Below are 21,601 nucleotides of genomic sequence, written 5' to 3' on the forward strand. Positions count from 1 at the left end.
CCTTTCCGGCCCGTGGAACGAACAGAAGCGCCAGTCCGGGCATATGCTGTCCGGGCTGGCGCTTCTCGGTTTAATTTTACATAAAATAAGTTCTGCTAGGATGATAAGTTCAGGGTTCTCGGATACTCCTATGGTTCAAACGGCCCGCTCACTGCACACCTCGCGAAAGTTACAATCCCTGCACGCACGACGTGAAGGCATCGGAGTAAAGTACGACATGTCTTTTGGACGATTATGATACTCATCTGCCACGCAGGAACGCATCTCCTCAATGTATCTTCCCACATTGTCTTCGACCTTCTGCAATTCCTCTTCGGTCGGCGTAAACTCTCGATGCGTCCCGGTCAAAAGATATTCCACTCGCAGCTCAATCTGCTCCAGCGGCACTCGGTAATGGTCCCTGACATACGCGGCGTACAGCATGAGCTGGTCCGTGAAATCATCCTCCTTGCCCGTCTTCCAGTCCACAATTACAATGTTGCCATTGCTGCGGCGATACAACAAGTCCATCTTCACGTATACTCGCGTATCATGCAGAATCATGGTGTCCCATTTCTCAATCTCCAAAATATCCGTACTCGCCCGGGACAGATCCTCCCAGGTAAGAGTCTGATACATATGGCTTACACACGCCGAAGCTCGCTCCTTAATCGTTGCAATTCGGTCATTCAGCGTGTCATCTCCGTAGTAGATTTCGGATAGCATCACCCGATTCTTCGGGTCCAGACGCCACTGATCCTGATCCATCGACTCCACATAGGCCTGATTAAGCAGCTTCCGCATCGTTTGTTCCAGAAAAGATTCACGCGGCTTGTCTTTGCCTTCCTCCCTGCTTCGGACTGCCGACTCACACATCCGATGTGCGAGATCACCAAAGACGAGATATAGATTGCTGAGCTGTTTCAATCGGTACAGACGAACCTGCATCTCATCAGCCGATTCTGTCTTCCAGCCGTTATGGGCTCCGTAATAATGATAATAATATTTGCGCAGGCACTCATCGAACATGCTTGCCCGCGACTGCGAATACGACCACTGCGGGTATTGTGCCATAAGCTGTTCTGCCTTTCTGTATACCGGATCTGCATGAGATCCCTTGATGCTCACAGTATATAGGATGGGGTGAAAATGCTGCAAGCTGTCCTGTGATTTTGTACTGAACGCAACCGTTTCCGATTCGAATCGTAACGTTTATATAGTATCATCACCAAAAGATGAAATGGCGAAGCAAAACGCATAATATACTAAATAGAGGACAGGATGTTGCAGATCATTAAATCATGTACAGGCATATCCTAAAAGGAGGCACCACCCATGAATCGACCGGATTGGTTCCAGGCGGAAATGGCTTTGCAACAGATCCAGGTCATTGGCAGCGACCGGAATGAGCTGGTGAATATCATCGGCCATGCAGAAGGAATCCATTGCATCGGAACAGGTACGGATGCGGCTGTTTTTACCTACGACGGCTTGCCCCAATATGCCTTCAAAGTGTATTCGGATCACGCCCTGGAGAAACTGGAGAACGAGAAGCGGGTCTATGAACAGCTCCGTGGATTACCCTACTTTCCCACCTATTACGGCTGTGGCCGAAATATTCTGGTCATCAGTTATGAACCGGGAGATACACTGCTGGAGTGTCTGGAAAAAGGAATTCCGGTTCCCGAACAGGTGATGATCGATGTGGACGAAGCGCGGTCAGCTGTACGCAGCCGTGGCCTCAACCCACGGGATATTCACCTCAAAAATGTACTTCTTCAGAACGGACGCGCAAAGGTTCTGGATGTATCGGAGTACATTAAGGAAGGCAATGACAACCGGTGGGAGCATCTCGTCTGGGCCTACCACAACATTTATCCAAGAATCAAAGGCACGCCCATTTCCCCGCGTATGCTGCAAACGATCAAATGGGGCTACAATCAGCTGGATCAGGCCAACCTCAAGATGGACGACCTATCCAAAAAGGCAAATCGTCTGTTCGCCAGGTTTATGAAATAAAAGGTTACTCTCACAACAATGTACTTTCACGGAACATATCCTTCGGTATCAATTTTAAAAACCCGGTCATCCCCATGAAGGGTGAGAACCGGGTTTTATTTGTAATATACAACATTGTAATGGGAATGATCATCTGAGTCTTATATGCCGCAGCTTATCCGGATTTCGGATCATGTAAATTTCTTGAACGAGGCCGTTTTTTATAGCCAGGCTGACTACCGTTGGGGAAGTCTCATTGGGGACTTGTATCAGAAGACCATGTTGTCCGTTGATTCTAACCACCCGTACCGATACCAGGCTGTCTCCCTTGGCTACCAGACCTCCAATGAATGCAATGACGCGTTGACTGGATACAATCGGCTTCACAGCTGCTGTGATTTTGCCACCACCATCACTATACAGCGTAACATCATCCGAGAGAAGCTGGAAAAGTTCAGCCATATCGCCCGTCGACGCAGCCTGAAGAAAACGCAGTGTCAACTGCTCGGACTTCGCATTGGGAACCCACTCAATCTCCGATTCGTTCTCCATTTTTTGTTTGAGACGACTGAAGATTTTACGACATCCCGTCTCGGTTTTACCAAGGAAGTCTGCAATATCATCGTATTCAAATACGAATGCTTCACGTAAAATAAATACCGCTCGCTCGACAGGGGTCAACCGTTCAAGCATAACAAGGAAAGCATAAGAGATCGTATCTTCCAGCTCAATCGTCTGAAATGGATCCATTTCTTCTGCCCGGATTGATGCTGGGATGATCGTATATTCTTGCAACAAGGGCTCCGGCAACCAAGGACCGATGTACACTTCTCTTTGTGCCTTGGCTGACTTCAAATAATCAAGACAGCGGTTCGTAACGATTTTGCATAAGTAAGCCTTCAGATCTCGGATGTGTCCCTCATCCTGATCTATGGCTTTCTGCTGCAAGGTCACAAAAGTGTCCTGCACCAAATCCTCGGCATGGGTGACCGATCCCAGCATACGATAAGCGATAGAAAACAGAAGCGGTCTGTACCTGCTGTATACTTCATCAAGTTCCATCCTGTGCCCCCTCTGTATAGATGTCTGTATCTGCCAATATCATCCGAGCAGCTTCACGTGCACTAGCCAGCGAAGCATGAACCAGCATCCCCTCACTCCCAACCCAATCACCAGCAACATAGATTCCCGGGCGACCCTTGACCTGCGGACTCGGCCTCCCCTGGAGACCGCCCGTTGCGGCGGTCGGAACCGCATGGGTAACCAGCATTCGTGGCATAAGCCGCTTCCGGACAACATGCTTGCGCCAGCCTGATTGAATGCAATCCAGAAATCCAGTCAGTTCGTATTCATCCCTTTTGGGATCGGAATGCCCTGTTGCCGGTAAATACTTCATGACGTGTACAACGTTACGCTCGGAGTGAATGGATAATGAAGCCGTGGCAGAATGATTAGCATAATACCACGGGGCGTCGGCACCCAGAACAAAGGTCGTTTTGGGATTCGGCATCCCTGTCACAACCAGATCCAGACACGCTGCGTAAACTGGAACTAGCTGCCTGTAAAGTGCTTCTTCGGTGGTAGTAAGTGCAGGATTCAAAAAAGCCAATGTACTCTTTGGCCCAGCAGTGGAGATGATATTCCGGGAAATTAGACGAGATTCGTCCTTAAGCTTGATCTCAATCCGAGGCATAGTGCCACTGACTTCTTGTACGGAAACGCCATTACGGATGGATGCGCCAGCTTGCTGAGCCCGCGTAGTCAATTGATTGATAATAGACTGCCATCCTCCGTTTACATACAACACCCGACTCTGTTTAAGCTGATGAATCACAGCTCCAGCACTTATCAGATCAGGGGCATCGCAATACATGCTTAACCGAACAAGCGCAAGTACAATACGCTGTGCACACAGGCTAGGCACCCTTGTATCCAAATACTCCTGCAGACTAACCCTGTTCAGGGAAGATGCATCCGCTCTGTTCAGAGACCAATAGAAACCAAGCAGCTGATATTTCTCTCTACTATTCAGGCGCGAACCGAACAACAAACGCAGCAATGAAACGTTCATACCCCGACTATTTTCTCCGTCAAAAACCAAGCTGCCCGGCGGTTTGGGTGCCATTCCATCAGGAATTACACCTATATCTCGCAAAATGGGGAGTGCGCTTCTATTCAGCGCATGAGCACCCAAGTTAACTTGGGCATCTGCCAGTTCAGTAGAAACAGCACGACCTCCCGGATGCGCCCCTTTTTCCAGCAAAAGCACTTTTTGTCCGGCCCGGGCCAGATATATAGAAGCAGTTAATCCAGCGATACCTGCTCCAATAATCACAGTGTCCCACACGAAATCATTGTCATTGTGTCTCACGTCATATCAATCCCTTCTATTGGATACACATATGACGATTAGAGCCGTTATTCTGTGACCAAAATCATTCCCCTCATCCTTTCCGGTTCAACCGACCTTCGGAAGGAGTCATTCCCTTATACTGTTTATACAGTTTCGTAAAATAATTGGCATTGTCGCACCCCACCCTGGCAGCAATCTCGGTAATGGTCAGATTGCTGCTTCGCAGCAGATGCTCGGCTTCGGTCATCCGGCATCCGTTCACGTATTCAACGAAGGTGCGGCCCGTTAATTTCTTGAACATTTTGCAAAAGTGATATGTATTCAGCCCCACCTGACTGGCTGCTTCGGTTACGGATATCTTCTCCGCCGCATTGGCTTCAATCTGCTCGATCAGTTGTTTGAACCGCTCGCGATTCGGGAAATAAGAACCCGTTGCTTTTCCCGGCAGCTGCTGGGGCATAAAGGTCCGAGCCAGCATGGTAAACAGGGCGTGCAGCTTGGACTTGGCCACGAGCTGGTAGGCAGGTGGCTGCTTAACCATCTCCTCAATTGCATCATGGATTAAGGAGAAGTAGTCCAAGCAGATTTTATCCTGCTCCGCCGGCTTCACCGGAAAGCGAATCCGCCCCTCCAGATAAGGTGCCACGTACTGCAGATGCAGCGGATCATGTGTGAAGTCATGGAATAACGCCGCATTGACAACAACCGAATCATACTCCACATCCCCTTCTTCCAGAGCATAACCCACATGCAGCGTGCCTCCCGGAATAACGAGCACCTCGCCCGGCCCCGCCGTATATGGTCTGCTGTCGATATGAAATACAGCGTGACCCTTGCGCATGGCAATCAGTTCAAAGTGTTCATGCCAGTGCAAATACATGATACACTCCTCCATTTTCATATCGGAGCATCGATTCTGAAACAGCTGAAATGGATGTGATTTATGGTCAATTCGGGTATTTTCGTGAAGCGCTTTCAGATCCAGCACGACCTCTTCCCCCTCCTCACAAAATCGGACTAATATTGCACAAGATTGTATAGAGCCATGCAGCAGATGCGCGGCTATAATGAGTTTGTCACGAAGTACTATAAGCCAATATTGGAGTGAAATACAACCATGAAAAATCAAATACGCATCGGTACCCTCGTGGGTGGAGCGGATGCTGTCCGCGTGATCCCTCAGATCATGAAACACGGTTTCGAGTCATTTAATCTGACCTTTTGGCAAACCACGGGTGAACTGGATCTTGCCGAAACAGCGAAGCGCGTGCGCGAGCTGGTCGACGAACATGATATTAAGATTTCTGCACTCAGTGTATTCGGCAACCCGCTCACCGGGGCCGGAGACAATGCAGACACACTGGCCAGCTGGGAACGGGTTATTGATCATGCCCATCTGTTCGGCGCAGACATTGTCTCGGGTTTCACGGGACGACTAACGAATCAGCCCATTGACGAGTCCATCCCGCGGTTCAAGGAGGTCTTTGGGGAACTGGCACGCCGGGCGGCGGACCGGGGAGTACGGATTGCTTTTGAAAACTGTGATATGGGTGGAACCTGGCAAACGGGCGACTGGAATATCGCTCATAATCCGACGGCTTGGGAAATGATGTTCAATGCGGTTCCGGAAGAAAACATTGGCCTGGAATGGGAGCCTTGCCATCAGATGTCCAGTCTCATCGATCCGATTCCTCAGCTTCGCAAATGGGCGCATAAAGTATTCCACGTGCATGGCAAAGACGCAACCATTGCCTGGGATATCGTCAAGGAATATGGGGTTCATGGTCCTCATGAATATGTCTGGCATCGTACGCCCGGCTTCGGAGATACCAATTGGTCCGACATCATCACCATTCTGCGGCAAAACGGTTACCAGGGAACGATTGACATCGAAGGCTGGCATGATCCGGTATACAAAGATGAATTGGAAATGACAGGACAGGTGCATGCTCTGCGCTATTTGAAACAATGCCGCGGCGGGGATTTTGTGCCCAATCCGAAATAAGGAGATGATCGAGTGAGTCAGCAACATCGAGTGCTTGTCGCCGGCTGCGGTGCCATGGCCAACACCTGGGTCGATTACGCCATGCAAAGACCGGACACGGAGATCGTAGGGCTTGTCGATCTGCAAGAACAAAATGCTATGGCCCTGGCTGCACGCCATGGTCTCTCCTGTCCTACATATACGCATATCGCTGAGGCCATCCAAGCTACAGAAGCCAACATCGTATTCGATGTCACGATTCCCGCAAGTCATTATGGCATTGCCATGACAGCTTTGCAGCAAGGCTGTCATGTATTCGGCGAAAAGCCGCTGGCAGAAACCTTCGCGGAGTGCGGGGATATCGTCCAGACTGCCCGCAAAACCGGCCGCATCCAGGCCGTGATGCAGAATCGCCGCTTCGATCCTCGAATCCGTGCCTTTCGGGAGCTCATTGCCGGAGGAACCATTGGTAAGGTCGGTTATGCTGGGGCAGACTTCTTTCTCGGACCACACTTTGGCGGATTCCGGGATATGATGGACAGTCCGCTGCTGCTGGACATGGCGATTCACACGTTTGATCAGGCCAGACTTATTCTTGGAGCCAATCCGGTATCGGTCTATTGTCACGAATTCAACCCTCCAGGCTCCTGGTACACAGGCAATGCGATGGCGTTATGTATCTTCGAAATGTCGGACGGCTCCGTATTCAATTACCGCGGGTCCTGGTGCGCAGAAGGCGCCCCAACCTCGTGGGAAGCATCATGGCGTGTAACCGGGGAAAAAGGTACAGCCATGTGGGATGGACATGATGACATTTATGCAGATGTCGTTGCTGCAGAGCACCTGGATGCAAGCGGCAAGCCTTCCTTCTTCCAGCCTTCAGAGCGAATCGAAGGACAGCTGCCTGTCATGGAGAAAAGTGGACATCACGGCTGCCTTGAAGACATGTTCGCTGCACTGGAAAGTGGGCGATTGCCCGAAACGGATTGCAGCGACAACCAGTTCAGTATGGCGATGGTGCTCGCTTCCCTCGAGAGTGCCCGCACCGGACAGAAAGTGCTCATCGCTGATCTGATGCAAGTATAGCTTGGAGATGGCTTCTTCTAAACTAACCCAGCCCGACCCGCAAATCTGCGCGAGTTGAGCTGGGTTGCTTAGTATTTTGCTGCATCTTTACAGAATGAAAAAGGAGATGAGAAAATCCGGGGATAACAGCGATCGAAAGATGGTAATGCAATCGGAGTTGTTGAGTGTAACTATATAACCATTTTATACACCTCTATAAAATTCCTTTTTGCATGGCTTTGTACACGAGCTGTGAGAACAGGCTGTTGGACCAGGCAAACCAGGGTCTTGTAAATGTATCGGGATCATCTGCATGAAAGCCTTCATGCATGAACCCGGTCCCTGCATCCGTATTTTCCAACAGTCCAATCATCTCCAGCATTTCCTCGTCATTATCCGCGGTCAGTCCCTGCATGGACAGTGCCATATGCCAGATGTATCCCGGCGGGGTATGCGGGCTTCCGATCCCTTTGGCTGCTTGGCCTTCATAATAGAATGGATTCTCCTTACTCAGAATAAACCTGCGTGTATTCTGGTACACGGTATCCTCCACAGGTGCATATTCCAAATACGGAATGGACATCAGTCCAGGCGTACCCGCATCATCCATCAGGCAATGATTACCGTATCCGTCTGTTTCGTAGGCATAGATTCGTCCATAGACCGGATGATTGTATATGCCGTAGAGAGAGATTCCATGGCGAATCTCTTCTTCAAGCCGCGCCATTTCGCTAACCAGTTTTTCGTCCCGGAATACCCATTTGGCGATCTCCCCCATCTGGCGCAAGGTCACCGCAGCGAACATATTCGCAGGGATGTTATAGTGGAAATCACAGGCATCATCGCTCGGACGGAAACCCGACCAGATCATTCCGGTGTAGTTCACAGGCATTCCCATTCCCGCATTACGCATCGTATCATGGGCTGGACAATTGCGACGCATAAACCGATATGGCGATTGCTCGGCATGGTGCTGCTCCGTTTGCCAGAGATGGACTACACTCTCCATCACCCTTTTGAAGCGTTCATCGAAAATATCCGTCAATTCCGTCTCACGCCAGTACGCATAGGCCAGCTTCATCGAGAAGCAGAGGGAATCCAGTTCGAATTTACGTTCCCATACCCATGGCGACATCTCTGTCTCATCATTGGCATCCCAGTGCCAGCCGTTGGCTGTTTCGTTGAATGCATTGGCATACACATCAATGTCAGCATAGAACATATGGCGCTTGATCAGTCCGCCGATGATCCGTTGTAATGCTGCATCGTCCTTCGCGAGCGGTACATAATGCATAACTTGCTCTACGGAATCACGCAGCCACATGGCTGGGATATCACCTGTAATGACAAACGTTGTACCGTCATCAAGCAGTTTGGTCGTCGTCTCGAGCGTACTCGGAAAGCAGTTGCGGAACTGTGCGAGCAATCTCGGTCTGTGCTGCAGCTTCTTGTCCGCCTCCGCCAGAATATCTTGTACAGCCTGCGGCAACTCCAGATGAGGCATGGGAATCTTCGGTAATCTGAACTGTTCCATGGATGTAGTCTCCTCTGCATGAATTGTGGTTGTGGTGTTTGGATATGGCTGATCTGTTCTTCTCTAAATCCGTCATATCCTTTCAGGCATATTCGATTATTGTTATTTTTGTTATCATAATATATAATAACGTTATTAAATGTAGTGTACTGTGAGTTGGTAAATGTCGTCAATTCGCAATTGTTATAATTGTCACGAATTCATTTCAAAATTTATATTTTGTTTACATATGAAGGAGTCATGAACATGTCCCGCAAAGTATCCATTCAGACGCTGGCTGACCAGCTTGGATTATCGAAATATGCCGTTTCCCGTGCACTCAGTGGCAAGACAGGAGTCAGCGAGTCTACCCGCGCCCGTGTGCTTGAACTTGCGAGAGCTCTGGGTTACCGCCAAAATACACCCGGAAGCACCGGTGTCTCCGCTGCTGCAGACCAATCCGAACCGCCATTCGCGCTCATCTGCATGAATCAGCTAAACCGCGGGGAGCCTCACTACTGGCAGCGGGTGCTGTCCGGCATGATCTCAGGCTGTAATGAACGAGGCTGGCATCACGCAATTGTATCTCCTTCACTTGGTACGGGGGACGAACATACACCACCGGAACGGGCCATTGCTCCCCATCTGGACTGGGAACGATGTGCGGGTGTCATTGTCATGGGCGCCTTTCCTCATGCCGTGCTGCAGCGGCTGGCTCAGACCGGTCGTCCCATCGTGCTGGTGGATCATCAGGAACCGCTCCTGAACTGTGATACGATCAGCCATGATAATCTGGAGGCAGGTATCACCGTTGTGCGGTATCTACTGTCCCTGCAATCCCGCAGAATCGGGTTAATCACGGACGATGGCCGTGCGGCCAGCTTCGCACAGCGCAAGATCGGCATGGAACTGGCATTGAATCATTTTCATACCGGCCACGGTCACGCGGCCACATTCCGGGAATGGAATGTTCCTTATGAGCAAGGGGAGTGGGTAGACCAGCTCGCTGCCGAAATCAACAACATGCCGGAGCATGAACGACCCGATGCCTGGATTGGGGTGAATGATGATATTGCCCTGCAATGGATGAACAAACTGCAGGAGATCGGAATCTCCACACCTCAAGACTGCCTCGTGATTGGCATTGATAACGTGCACTCTGCCGCAACGTCTTCCCCACCTTTGACAACCGTCAACCTGTGCAAGGAAGAGCTAGGACAGCGGGCCATTGAAGCTTTACAGAGACGAATTGAACGTCCGGGGACACCGAAAGAAACCGTCATGCTCGCCACTTCCCTTATACCGCGGGAATCGGCTTAACTTGATACTTGTCCACCCCTTAACATCAGTACAATCTAATGCACAGCAAAAAAGGCCCCACATGTTAGTGCGGGGCCTTTCATCATTTTAATTGAATTTTCCTGCTGAGTAATAGTTCGTGTTTGTTATTTCTGCCAAGGTAGGCTTGTAAACGATGGCAGATCTACTTTCCAATTCAGATCGCGATATTCTGCGTTAACTAGTGCTGTTCTTTTTAAGGTGAATTTCGTTCCGCTTCCTTTGTAATAGCCGCGGACGATCAATTTCAGATTATCCGCAACATATTCTCCATCAGCATTGGGCTGATCTGGAAAACCAATTACTTCAACGGGATACTCTTTCCCTTCCTGATCGACTGCCACCCAATGATCTCCATTATAAGCATTCTTGAAAGATCCATACCCCTCCAATACAAGGGAGTATTCTTCCCTATCTCCTTTCGAAGCGTTATAAGAATCCAACAAAGACTTGTAATTGAAATCAGAAAATAAAATCTCATCTCCAAATTGTTCAAATTGTAGTACGTAGGTGTAAAATTCAGCATCCTCACGCATCTTCTCCAGGTCCACTTCCAAGGACTTCTCATCCCTTACCGGGATGGTGTACCCATCCAGGACAAAGCGAATCTTCTTCGCATTCACTGTCACAATAGCAGGGTCCCACGTCTCAGACAATCTCATCTGTCCCCCATCCTGGCTTAACTGACTCGTATCTCTTAACCTGAATTTGGCTTGACGGGCATTCGTCATGTTTCCGTTAAATACACGGTACTCATTAGTTTCAGGTATCTCCAGATGGTACAGCAGTTCCATTTGTTTCTCCCAATCCTCTCCGACTTTGGCACGCAACTGATCACTCAAACTCACATTCATGTCAAGCCGGGTTCCATTTGGTGTTCGCACCAACTGTGTCATATCCAGCTTCAAACCTTCCGGCGTCATATATGTGTTATTCATAGGAGCTTCGACAGCCAGTGATTTGGCTTTGGTCATATCGATATTGAACTGGAAGCTCCAATCCACCGTGACATCTTTGTCTTCGTACGATTTTGTCTCGAAATTATAATAGCTTCCTATATTCAAATGCCCCAGCTCCCCACGTACAACCACCTCGTCGGGGATTTCATCCTGAAGCTGGTATACAAATCTCTGATATACTGAACCATTTTGAATTGGATCCCCAATTGAAGCTAAGGATGCAATCGAGTTTCCTTGCCCGTCTGTGATATGAATTCTTCCCATTTCGGGATAAACCGAATATATCGTACTCCCATCAGGTGCATTTTGCTGTACAGTAATCACGATCTGCGAACGGTCCACTAGTACATCTTCAATCTTAAGCGTGTAACCCTGGTCCTCAATATGAATATTAGGATTAACCACAAGACCGAGCGGCTTGAGACGTTTGTAATCATCAGCCAGATAGGAATACTTCAGTTCCTCTGGTACAGGAATATTGGGGAGCAGAGGATTATTCACTGCGTTGACCGCAGGTTGCTCAGATCCTATTTTATAATCCCAAGCAAACCAGGCTCCCCCTGCAAGAATTACAACAGCCGCTGCTGCAACCCCCATACGACGCATCCAATGGGTTTTGGAAGACTTTTTCACGGAAAAATTCAATTCTGCTTCACGTTCCATGGAGACACCATCCAGTTTCTTCATCACCTGAAGTGTAAAATCGGGTTCAGGCTCCTCGCGAAATACATGCTGTTCCCATAACCGGTCTTCATCATTTGGAATAGGCTTCATATGTGGCTAACCCTCCTTTGCGCTCCATCTGTTTCTTGAGCATCTTTTTCCCACGGTACATCGCGTTTCGGACCTGTGCTGCACTCATGCCGGTAATATCTGAAATTTCTTCATAGCTTAGCTCATTGGTATATTTCAACAGCAGCACAAGCCGGTATGATTCCGGCAGCTGTTCCATCTGGCGGTGTATTTCCCGCTGCATCTCCTTGTGCAGCACATGCCTCTCCGGCGATTCTTCACTGGCTGGCTCCATGACCGGTTCATCTGCGGTCATCACCGGTTTCTTTTGCCGTATAAAATCCCGCATCCGATTCACTGCGATGGTATATACCCATGAAGAAAAACTGCTTCCTACCCTTCGGGACGGGAGATAGCGATAGATCCGAATAAACGTGTCCTGTGCAAGATCCTGCGCATCCGGATGACTCGCGCCCATTCCGCGTAGAATGCCGTAGACTTTATTTTTATATCGATCCACGAGCAAGGCGAACAGCTGTTTATCCCCCGCGATAATACGCTCGATGAGCTCCTCCTCCTGCATATGTTGAGTCATGTAATCCCCCTTCTCTACAGCTTCCATGCATGGTTCTGTACTATATAGACGGAAGTACTTTCCAAAAACTCTCACTTTCTTCAAAAAAAAGAATTCGCTCAAGTCCGGTTCAAAGCCGGTTGAGCGAATCCACTATAATCAGTCTCAACGTTTCTGCGCAATAAAATCGCTAAGCTGTGCGTAAATAGCAACAATCTCATCCATCGACATGCGCACCAGTCCGCTCGAAGAAGGTGCCACGAATTCCTGAATTTCCGGGACAACCGGATCGTCCTGAAATCCCCATTCCACTTTGGTACGTTTGCTGTACTGGGTGTATACCCCTTTCCCGACAAAACAGGCAATGTCCGGTCGGTACTGTTCCAGCTTTTGCCGAAGAATCTGACGTCCCTCCGCATATTCTTCACGTGTTATATCTTCCACGCCTCTCGTAGGCCGGGCTACTATGTTGGTAAATCCATACCCCAATTTGAGCAGATCCTGATCTTCTTCCGGATGATATAAACGAGGAGTTAAGCCGGAACGTTCAAGAATACGCCAGAACCGATTGCCTTTGTAGGCATAATGATGGCCGGTTTCGCCTGATGTAATGCTGGGATTGAATCCGATAAACAGAATCGATAACCCAACATCCAGATGATCTGGAATCATATTCACATGACCTCCCTAGTGTATAAAATGATATAATGGTTGAAGTGTTTACGAAATCGGACTGAAATTTTCATGAAAAAGGAAGCTGAACAGATGATAGCAGACATCATGCTTGAAGTCGTCCTGCCCGTCTTTCTCCTGATCGGAGTCGGGTCCTGGATGCAAAAGGTGTTCAAGCTGGACTTGTACACCCTCGCCAAAATCAATTTCTATTGTATTACCCCCGCAGCCGTCTTTATGAGCATGTACCATTCCGATATGTCGGGTGAACTGCTCGGTACGGTCACTCTCTTCTACGCCATATATGTCATTATTCTGTATATCGTAGGATCTGTGTTCGCACGAACACTTCGATTGAACAAAGGCATGAAAGCCGCCTTTAACAACAGTGTCATGCTGGACAACGCAGGCAACTATGGCCTGCCGATCAATGCGCTCGTATTTCGCGGAGACCCGCTGGCGTCTTCCATTCAGGCTCTGGTCATGTCCCTGCAGTCATTGCTGACCTTCACGTATGGCGTATTATCTATCCAGGGCGCGAAGCTGAAAGGGAACTACCGTGCAGTCATTATCGGATTTCTCAAAATGCCGGTTCCCTATGCTCTCTTACTGGGGATTCTGTTCCACATGTGGAAGGTGCCTCTGCCAACGTTTTTGTCCATGCCGCTGACGTATGCGCAGCAAAGTATGGTTGCTGTGGCACTGCTGACCCTCGGAGCACAGATTGTCAAATATCCGATCCGGCTGTACCGTCTTGATGTGTATATTAGCACATTTTTGCGTCTCCTGATTGGCCCGGCCATCGGGATCTCCATTGTACTGCTTCTGGGTCTGGAAGGGATCGCCGCACAGGCTCTGATCATTGCTTCCGGAATGCCTACCGGGGTGAATGCTTCCATTCTGGCCGAAGAATATGATAACGAACCCGACTTTGCCGCCCAGACAGTGCTCATCTCGACACTCTTGAACATTTTTACGATTACTGCCCTTATTTCTTTTGCCAAAACATTTTGATGCTGTCGCACACAACAGCTGAGCGTCTTCATATTCAACAAAAAAACAAGTCCATGACCCACGATTAGGGTTATGGACTTGTTTTTTTGTATTAGTCGTTCATGGACACTGCAACGACATCAATCTGATACTGACCAGCAGTGTTAAATGTAATGTTAAATGTAGAATCCATGCTTGGGCTTGTTACCGTGCTGAACCTCTTGGAATAAGATAGATAGAGTTCTCCGTCCGTGTCACCAGTTAAGTTGATTAAACCAGCGTCTCCATATTGAGCCAAGGTTACGTCATGATCCGTAATGGTTGTTCCATCCGTTCTTTTGATCTTGAAATAGTACCGGATATCCTTGAAGTCCTGATTAACCGTCGCGCGAAGCTTAAGGTCCTTGCTAACTCCACTGTCCACGGTTTGGAGCGGGAGCGTCTCCAGTTCATTGTTGCTGGAATCCAACCATTTTAATACATATGTAGGCTCTGCCGGAGCATTCACCTTGAAAGTGGCTGTGATTTTGTTGGACAAAGGCGTGTATGAATAATCAGCATAGGCTGGGGCAGCCATTGTAAACAGCGCAGCCGTGAGAAATAGCGCCTTAACCATTCTTGGTGCTTTCATCGTTTTAATTTCCCCCATCTTTTTGGACTAACTTTCATATGCTTTAGGCCGGCTCGTTAACAGCAACAACACTGATCTGGTACTCGCCTGTTGTGTTGAACTTCAGATTGTAAAAGAAATCTTTCCCTGGTGAAGAAATTGTTCGATAATATTTGGAACGGATCACCAGTCTGCCCTCATCATCCAGGTATCCTGTTCTTGGCGTACCAAGCTCATTCTCAACGTATTCGTTCAATTCCACATCTCCTTCAGTAATTGCAGTTCCGTCTGTACGGGTGATGGTGAACACCATGGAAATATCCGAATAATTTTGAGATACCGTTGCACGAACCGTAACATCCTTGCTTTCTCCACTGGTTACGGTTTGTAACGGCAGCGTTTCCAGTTCTCTATTGTCATTATCCACCCACTTCAGCATAAACGATGGAGCAACCGGATTGACCTTAAAGCTTGCCGTAATTGTATTTGAAACCGGTCTTCCAGAAGCTGCATAAGCAGGAGCTGCAGCGAGCAGCAAGGCAGAGGACAATAATAATACTTTCGCGAAGGTATTCTTTTTCATGATTAGTAAACGCTCCTTATAATTTATAATTTTTAATTAATATTCATCCCGATGTTCATGTTTAACAGCACTAATCTGCACAGAGTACGTCCCCGGAGTATTGAATTTTACTTTAACAGCAATCAATTCCTTGCTTACCACTGGAGAGTCATCTGATTTAGTAATAATCCAGCCGTTTTCTACATGATGAGACGTGTATCCTGGCGTACTGATTAACTCTACTTCTGAGGTAGAGCGCCCTTGTTCATCCGTCCATTCCAGCAGGTAGCTGGCATGATTAACGATCTTCGTTACTTCCGGGATTGGCTCTGAGGTAAAAGACACCGTCTTGGTTTCTCCTGCTTCCGTAACGACGATGCCTGTATTTCCTGATCCAATTACCAGCTTCAATGGAAGTCTAATGTCCAATTTCAATTTCGATTTTTCTTTCACACCTTCGACCGCACCTGTGAAATTGTATACACCCGGTTGTGTGATGGTAACTTCACCTTCCTCTATAACAACGCCTTCTGGCGCACTCCACACCACGGCTCTATTAACCGTGCTGCCATCCGTCAATCGAACGGACACTTCTGTTGGCAGTTTGTAAGCTTCAGCAACCTCCTGAATTTTGGTGATATCTGCGACGACAGGCACCGATGGATTAACGCTCCCCCCAGAACTGCCACCAGTACCAGAACCACCAGTGGAGGCAGTGGGTTGTGAATCGCGTGGTTGTCCATTGATCAGTTGGATCTTATCCTGATTACCGCTATAGTCTTTGACAAGTCCAGGCACATTCTGTTTGTCCGGGACAATAATGTCGTTAATCACACTGTTTTGCTGGAGGACAATTTCTGAGTCCTTGACTGCTTTTTGTGCGACGGTCAATGAACCAACGGAAGTTGTGCCTGTCAAAGTCAATTTGGAAGCCACATTCAGATTAAGTCCGTTGAATTGAGTATTTTCAAATACCAAGGCTGTTTTGGCATTCCCTTCTACCTGTACCATTCCATCTACGGATAGATTTTTGATAGTCATCTGATCACCGAGAAGGGTCAAATTACCTTTGATATGCAGATCCCCACCATCAAACACCAAATTCTTTTTGGACGCAGGCAACGTCAAATCGACAATATCTTTAATTTTGAAATCAGGTGTCAGTGTGACCTTCAGCGCTGCCCCTTCAAGAATCTTCTTGTTGTCCATGTTAAGTAACCTTTGCATTTCCTCTGTCACAGGATACTCAAACGCACCAATGCGGACCGTATTCTCGTTTACAAGGGTAAGCTCCGTTTCCGTCGTTTTTGGTTCCTCAAGCGCCTGAATCAATCGGGTCAAAAAGACTGCAATTTCCTGCCGTTCTGTCGGCCTGTCTAAATCCAGCTTTTTTCCGTCCCCTTGCAGCAAACCAATCTCCAGAGAAGTTTCTATGCTTTGTTTGCTGGCAGGATCACTTACTTCTTCATCCGATAACGTCGAGGTTCCCTGTCCCTTTGCACTGGTTGCTTGAACAAAGATGGATAACAATTCTTCCCGAGTGACCGGGTCTGTTGGTCGAAACGGCTCGTTTGGATTCCCCATCAACCCTTGGCTCAGAACCCGCTGGATACTGTCCGCGGACCAGTTGCTTGCACGGACATCCGGAGGCAAGGCCGATGAAGATTCACTGGCTGGAAACTGAAGAGCACGTACGAGCAGCCCTGCCACCTCTTGACGAGTAATTTTTTTGCGCGGTTGATAAGTTCCGTCATCATAGCCCTGGGTTATCCCCATTTCGTTCAAATAGGCTATAGAGGCCAGAGACCAGCTGGAGGCTTGATCCAAATCCGAGAAAAGTCTCTCAGAAGACTGCGCTGATACATAATTCGATTGAAGCTGACTGAACAGGAAGACACTAAGCGATGTGCGCAAAAGCCATTTGTTCAAAGATATTTCTCTCCTTTTGGGAAGTAAATAGAGACCTGGGAATCATTGCGATTTGCACAACAAAACAAAATAACCAGGACAACATCCTTCAATAGTCCCACCAATATAGCAGGTCATTCTGAACAGATTCTGAACAATCGACTTTGGGTCCAGAATCAGCAGCTGAAATTCCTACCTTATTAAAACCTAATAGAATGCAAAAGAAGTTCAGAGCCCTTTCCCTACGGATGGCTCTGAACTTCTATTTTGGACCAATTATATGAGAAGAAATTTGAATACCATTCTAGCTCCCTACAAAACAATCAGGATTCAAACGTCGTCCGTTCCGGAAACTTGCCGCCTTCCCTGAACAAACATCGGACCAGCCGCTGCGCCGCCCGATTGAAGTAAAAGCTGGGATTAACCCCTTCGACCTGAACAGGTTCCAGTTCCTTCACACTTTCCTTGATCTTGTTCATTTCAATCAGTCCCATCTTCCGCTCATTGGGTCCGAATCGATAAATAACCTTTTCATCGTCTTCCGTCTGTTTTACCAGCAGAATCATGGATGCCATACAGGTTACCCCCTATCGTTACGTTATGAGATTCCAATGACTACTTGCTATATACATTATTACCCAGATGATCATGGAAGCATATAGGGCTTTGGTTCGTTTATATTGAAGTTAAGACTCCTAATTCAAATGTTCTTAAATGTAAAGTTTTTACAATAAAACAAAAAAACAGGCCTGGATCTTGTCCAAGCCTGCCTTCATCTCAGTCTAATGTAAGGTGCTTTCCTTTATTATTATGGACCATCACAATCGTGGATCGACCTTCTCAGACTCCAGAGCTAACGTCGCCAGCACACATTCATGAACCCGCTCCACCGGCTCCCTGCGTACAAAACGCTCCACTCCCTCCATGCCCAGAGCGCTTTCCATCAGAGCATGGCGTTCCTTCTTGGACGTTTTGCGTTTGCTAAGCCGGGACAAATTCTCGGGCGCCAGGTAATCCATCCCATAGATGATGTGCAAATATGCATGCCCTCGTACTTTAATCGCAGGTTGGATTCGGATTCTTCGAGAGCAGATGCGATACGATGCCTGCTCCCTCTCCAGTTGCTTTTAATATCAAATGCATGGATTACTCCTCCTTCTTCCTATGCTCCTGCTCTTCATCCGCCCATGCTTCATCCAGCGCAGATCGGAAAATTCGATTCAATTCTTCGTACCCTACAACCTGATCATTCCTCATGTCCGCAGCTACGTGTCCGAAATGCTCGATGTTCTCTGCCAAATAGGAATGAATGGCTGGCAGCTTCGGCTCCAGTTCCAATTCTTCTCCAGCTCTCTTCCTGCTCAAAAGGTCTTGAATTTCCACATACAGCTGCGGTCCCGCAGGTATAATGTCCTTGACTAACTCATCAAAGTCCAAGGGCGGCATGGCGTCATAACGTTCAATCCAACCGCAGGCGAGCAGCGGACGGAGCACATAGAAATACTTTTTGATCTTCACCTGCTCGCCTTGCAGGTAATCCCGGAAGTTCCCTTTGGCCATATTCAGATAATGGTACATGCAGGACTTCGGCGAGAACGTAAGCGGAGACCATGCACGAATGTGCTCTGCCACACTGTACCGCTCTTTGTAGCGAATGGGCGATTGCAGCCACTCCAGCAGCGGTGGATTTGATTTTCGAAATAACTTCAGCGCCTTTTGCAGATCCCAGCCGTTGATGTCCAGCTGATCACTGATCGGACGTTCAATCACATCCCGTTTATCTTCAATCGACAAGTACCAATCCAGCGGTCTCACGTACAGAAAACGCACATCGTAATCACTATCCTGCGAAGGAAACCCCCAGGCACGGCTGCCCGACTCGCAGGCATAGATAATGCGGATCTGTTCCTCCTGTTCAATCTGTGCGAGCTGCTGCCGAATCGTTTCTCTCATTTCTTCATCAACGTGAGTCATGTCTACCTGCCTCCTTTATCTCTTCTGCTGCTCGCCACGTATCTCTTCGTACCCTCATTATGCCTAACTCATCCATACTAGAACATGTCGAAAGTATGGCGACCTTAGTAAGTTTCAAATGAAACCAGCCACGCTTCCTGTTACAATGGAGGGATACGAGAAGTGGGGAGCTGCATATTGCTTAATCCATATTTGCCTGACTCCAGGCCACCAAGGAGTGATGATTCATGGCCAAAGAAAGCTTTGACAAAGAAATTCAGTTCCTTCGCATGCTGTCTCTGACAAGCGGTGCATACAGTCGCAAACAATATGCCGAACGACTCGGCATCTCCGTACATACTTTTGATAAAACGACGCGTAGGCTAAAAGAAATCATGCAATCTGTGGCGGACCAGCGACACGGTTCAGAGCCGAGCAAAGAAATGACGGAACTCGTCCGTTTCCAATATGGGGAATCTGCGGAACCCCTGCTGCTTTTCCTTTTTCGGGCCAAATCGATGAAAGAAACAGAGGTTCAGCGGCTTTCCGTCATTTTACATACACTGCAGGGCAGCGCGCTGACCGCAATGGAACTGCTGGATGCCTGCTGTGTCGATCTGCCAGAGGAACTTGCATTGCCTGACGAAAAAACGATCCGCACCGATCTGAAGTATCTGGAAGAAGTCGGTGTTATCCGGAAGGAACCGGGCGGCAGGCCTTATCGCTATATGCTGCAGCAGGACGTCCTCACCAAACTAACGGCCCAGGAACAGCTGGAGTTATATGATTTTGTGGACATTATGGCGAATACCCAAGTTCCCTCGGTACAGGGGTATCTGCTGAGAGACAGCCTGAAGAAGGCAATAGCCGCAAGCTATCCCGAGAAGGAAGTAACCGAACCTTTTATATACAAGTACCATTATTATTCCCGCATTCTGGATGAGGCGCATCTGTACACCCTGCTTAGTGCCATTCGCCAGTGCAAGCGAGTCCAGTTTGTCTATTTTTCACCCAAAAAACCATCCAGCTACAGCTCCCAGAACACGAATCCGCGATTCGAACGGGAAGCAGGCGGACACTCCAATCAGATCCTGCCGCTCGAAGTTGTATATGATCACCAATATGGTCGGTGGTATGTCATTGGATATCAGGGACGCCGGGGTTTCGTGAAGTTTCGAATGGAGGGCATCACCCAGATGGAGGAACTGGATGCGGTAAGCCCAGAGCATATGCACGATCTCAAGCAGCAATGGGCAGAAGTCAGCCGGTTCAGCTGGCTGGTGGATACGGCGAAGACGGTTACGGTTCAAGCCCGCTTTTTCCATCCCGAGAGCGGTCAGCGCAACTTCATTCTGGATCGGGTACGTCTGCAGGGCCAGTGGGGCACCATTACGCCCGAAACCGAGCATACCTTTCTGTATGAGATCCGGGTTAACGGTACGACGGAGATTAAACCATGGCTTCGAAGCTTTGGCTCCAGCTGCGAGGTCATTGCACCTCACAGGCTTCGCCAGGAGATGATTAAGGAATGGAAGGAGATTGCGCAATATTATGAATCTGTTCGAGAAGATGTTCAACTATCAGATCATGACGAGATTGAATGAGACAGGACTGTTCACCTGGACTTCCCAGGAACGGGCCTGGCTCCGGATGATGCTGAATCACACTGCCGCCCAGGAAGCATTAACTCCTTCCACTTACCATAAACTGCAAGATATGCTGGATGACGAGCCGGATATGAACCTGCAGGAGTACTTGACCGAGAAAGCCAAAAGCGAAGAACACAGCGTATCCCATCCCCTGCTCCATGCACTGCGCAGAATCATAATGAACCAACAAGCTTTTCGACTAACGGGGCATGTCCGCAATGGACGAATCATTCAGGATCAATTCGGATTCCCGTACAAGCTCGAATATTCCATGGTCAAAAAAGAGTGGTATGTGCTCTGGTACGCCCCCCGTTTCGGGAAATTGATGTCAACCAAGCTGCGCAGCATTATCACTGCGGAGGCCGAGGTCCTTGAACCGGAAAACGTCTCGCGTTATACGGAGCAAATCCGCCATTTGAGTGAGAAACGTAAGACAACCATCACGATTGAAGTACTGCCGGAGTTTAATACGGAATTGTCACGAATTCTATATGCCTTCTCCTGCTTCGAGAAACAGGTAACGTATGTGGAAGCTCAGCATACCTACCGGATTGAGCTGACGATCCCCCGGAGTGAGATGGATTATGTGTTGTCCAAAATGCGTTTTCTCGGCAAACGGGTGCGGATTGTAGACAACGTTATGCTGCGCAATCGCATGTCCGAGACAGCAGCCAAGGTGCTTGCACGCTACGCAGATCCGGAACCTCAAGGTGAGCCGGGTCTGACTTCCGAGGCCAAGGTGTCCACATAACAAACAAC

At 48.5% G+C, this 21,601-nt stretch carries 20 protein-coding genes and 1 pseudogene; 7 read left to right on the plus strand and 14 right to left on the minus strand.

The genetic code is table 11. The features are described from left to right. Positions 1–135: 135 nt before the first annotated feature. Entirely contained in the window at positions 136–1,053 is a 918-nt protein-coding gene (locus GUA98_RS11965; RefSeq protein WP_095289115.1) for a PD-(D/E)XK nuclease family protein, read from the minus strand. Positions 1,054–1,314: 261 nt separating this feature from the next. On the opposite strand from GUA98_RS11965, the gene GUA98_RS11970 reads away from it, so the two are divergent. After that, positions 1,315–1,998: a serine/threonine protein kinase gene (locus GUA98_RS11970; RefSeq protein ID WP_095288876.1), complete on the plus strand. Its 684-nt coding sequence runs from the start codon at positions 1,315–1,317 to the stop codon at positions 1,996–1,998. A 129-nt stretch (positions 1,999–2,127) separates the two neighbouring features. Here the strand turns inward: GUA98_RS11970 and GUA98_RS11975 are convergent, their stop codons facing one another. The 3 genes from GUA98_RS11975 to GUA98_RS11985 form a co-directional block, all read right to left on the minus strand. Further along, complete coding sequence (locus GUA98_RS11975) at positions 2,128–3,039, minus strand: RNA polymerase sigma-70 factor (RefSeq protein WP_193723129.1); 912 nt, start codon at positions 3,037–3,039, stop codon at positions 2,128–2,130. Further along, positions 3,029–4,348, minus strand: coding sequence for a phytoene desaturase family protein (locus GUA98_RS11980; protein ID WP_193723130.1), 1,320 nt, complete (start codon positions 4,346–4,348; stop codon positions 3,029–3,031). The genes GUA98_RS11975 and GUA98_RS11980 overlap by 11 nt, the downstream gene beginning before the upstream one ends. Positions 4,349–4,421: 73 nt before the next feature. After that, positions 4,422–5,318, minus strand: a complete 897-nt coding sequence (locus tag GUA98_RS11985) for a helix-turn-helix transcriptional regulator (RefSeq protein ID WP_193723131.1) — start codon at positions 5,316–5,318, stop codon at positions 4,422–4,424. 129 nt (positions 5,319–5,447) lie between these two features. Here GUA98_RS11985 and GUA98_RS11990 point away from each other — a divergent pair, with 129 nt between their 5' ends. Continuing rightward, a complete protein-coding gene (locus tag GUA98_RS11990) occupies positions 5,448–6,335 on the plus strand; it encodes a sugar phosphate isomerase/epimerase family protein (RefSeq protein WP_193723132.1) in 888 nt (295 codons plus the stop codon). A 12-nt stretch (positions 6,336–6,347) separates the two neighbouring features. After that, positions 6,348–7,400, plus strand: coding sequence for a Gfo/Idh/MocA family protein (locus GUA98_RS11995; protein ID WP_193723133.1), 1,053 nt, complete (start codon positions 6,348–6,350; stop codon positions 7,398–7,400). Positions 7,401–7,593: 193 nt separating this feature from the next. Here GUA98_RS11995 and GUA98_RS12000 read toward each other — a convergent pair whose 3' ends face one another. Beyond that, positions 7,594–8,913 carry a glycoside hydrolase family 125 protein gene (locus GUA98_RS12000; protein WP_193723134.1) on the minus strand — a complete coding sequence of 440 codons (1,320 nt, stop codon included), beginning with the start codon at positions 8,911–8,913 and terminating at the stop codon, positions 7,594–7,596. Positions 8,914–9,159: 246 nt separating this feature from the next. On the opposite strand from GUA98_RS12000, the gene GUA98_RS12005 reads away from it, so the two are divergent. Beyond that, a complete protein-coding gene (locus GUA98_RS12005; RefSeq protein WP_193723135.1) occupies positions 9,160–10,212 on the plus strand; it encodes a LacI family DNA-binding transcriptional regulator in 1,053 nt (350 codons plus the stop codon). Between the two features lie 125 nt (positions 10,213–10,337). On the opposite strand, the gene GUA98_RS12010 is transcribed toward GUA98_RS12005, so the two are convergent. From GUA98_RS12010 to GUA98_RS12020, 3 genes are all read right to left on the minus strand, one after another. Continuing rightward, positions 10,338–11,963 (minus strand): hypothetical protein, encoded by a 1,626-nt coding sequence (locus GUA98_RS12010; protein ID WP_193723136.1) that lies wholly within the window; start codon positions 11,961–11,963, stop codon positions 10,338–10,340. Further along, positions 11,944–12,516: an RNA polymerase sigma factor gene (locus GUA98_RS12015; protein WP_193723137.1), complete on the minus strand. Its 573-nt coding sequence runs from the start codon at positions 12,514–12,516 to the stop codon at positions 11,944–11,946. The genes GUA98_RS12010 and GUA98_RS12015 overlap by 20 nt, the downstream gene beginning before the upstream one ends. A 144-nt stretch (positions 12,517–12,660) precedes the next feature. Beyond that, the gene (locus GUA98_RS12020; protein ID WP_193723138.1) at positions 12,661–13,167 is read right to left on the minus strand and encodes a mismatch-specific DNA-glycosylase; all 507 of its coding nucleotides are present in this window, start codon (positions 13,165–13,167) and stop codon (positions 12,661–12,663) included. Between the two features lie 93 nt (positions 13,168–13,260). Between GUA98_RS12020 and GUA98_RS12025 the strand changes: the two genes are divergently transcribed. Then, positions 13,261–14,181 carry an AEC family transporter gene (locus GUA98_RS12025; protein WP_193723139.1) on the plus strand — a complete coding sequence of 307 codons (921 nt, stop codon included), beginning with the start codon at positions 13,261–13,263 and terminating at the stop codon, positions 14,179–14,181. Positions 14,182–14,272: 91 nt separating this feature from the next. Here the strand turns inward: GUA98_RS12025 and GUA98_RS12030 are convergent, their stop codons facing one another. The 6 genes and pseudogenes from GUA98_RS12030 to GUA98_RS12055 form a co-directional block, all read right to left on the minus strand. Next, on the minus strand, positions 14,273–14,791 hold the full coding sequence (locus GUA98_RS12030; protein WP_193723140.1) for a hypothetical protein: 519 nt from the start codon (positions 14,789–14,791) through the stop codon (positions 14,273–14,275). 43 nt (positions 14,792–14,834) lie between these two features. Then, positions 14,835–15,353, minus strand: a complete 519-nt coding sequence (locus GUA98_RS12035) for a hypothetical protein (protein ID WP_193723141.1) — start codon at positions 15,351–15,353, stop codon at positions 14,835–14,837. 36 nt (positions 15,354–15,389) lie between these two features. Continuing rightward, positions 15,390–17,261, minus strand: coding sequence for an S-layer homology domain-containing protein (locus tag GUA98_RS12040; RefSeq protein WP_193723142.1), 1,872 nt, complete (start codon positions 17,259–17,261; stop codon positions 15,390–15,392). A gap of 302 nt (positions 17,262–17,563) precedes the next feature. Beyond that, on the minus strand, positions 17,564–17,815 hold the full coding sequence (locus GUA98_RS12045) for a hypothetical protein (RefSeq protein WP_095360818.1): 252 nt from the start codon (positions 17,813–17,815) through the stop codon (positions 17,564–17,566). A gap of 243 nt (positions 17,816–18,058) precedes the next feature. After that, positions 18,059–18,328 (minus strand): annotated as a pseudogene (locus GUA98_RS12050) (polynucleotide kinase-phosphatase); the annotation flags it as partial. 58 nt (positions 18,329–18,386) lie between these two features. Continuing rightward, positions 18,387–19,214 (minus strand): nucleotidyltransferase domain-containing protein, encoded by an 828-nt coding sequence (locus GUA98_RS12055; protein WP_193723143.1) that lies wholly within the window; start codon positions 19,212–19,214, stop codon positions 18,387–18,389. Between the two features lie 227 nt (positions 19,215–19,441). On the opposite strand from GUA98_RS12055, the gene GUA98_RS12060 reads away from it, so the two are divergent. After that, positions 19,442–20,797: a helix-turn-helix transcriptional regulator gene (locus GUA98_RS12060; protein ID WP_193723144.1), complete on the plus strand. Its 1,356-nt coding sequence runs from the start codon at positions 19,442–19,444 to the stop codon at positions 20,795–20,797. Beyond that, positions 20,745–21,593, plus strand: coding sequence for a WYL domain-containing protein (locus tag GUA98_RS12065; RefSeq protein ID WP_193723145.1), 849 nt, complete (start codon positions 20,745–20,747; stop codon positions 21,591–21,593). The genes GUA98_RS12060 and GUA98_RS12065 overlap by 53 nt, the downstream gene beginning before the upstream one ends. The last annotated feature ends 8 nt before the right edge of the window (positions 21,594–21,601 follow it).

This window comes from Paenibacillus sp. P13VS (assembly GCF_015143645.1).
Classification (GTDB): domain Bacteria; phylum Bacillota; class Bacilli; order Paenibacillales; family Paenibacillaceae; genus Paenibacillus; species Paenibacillus xylanilyticus_A.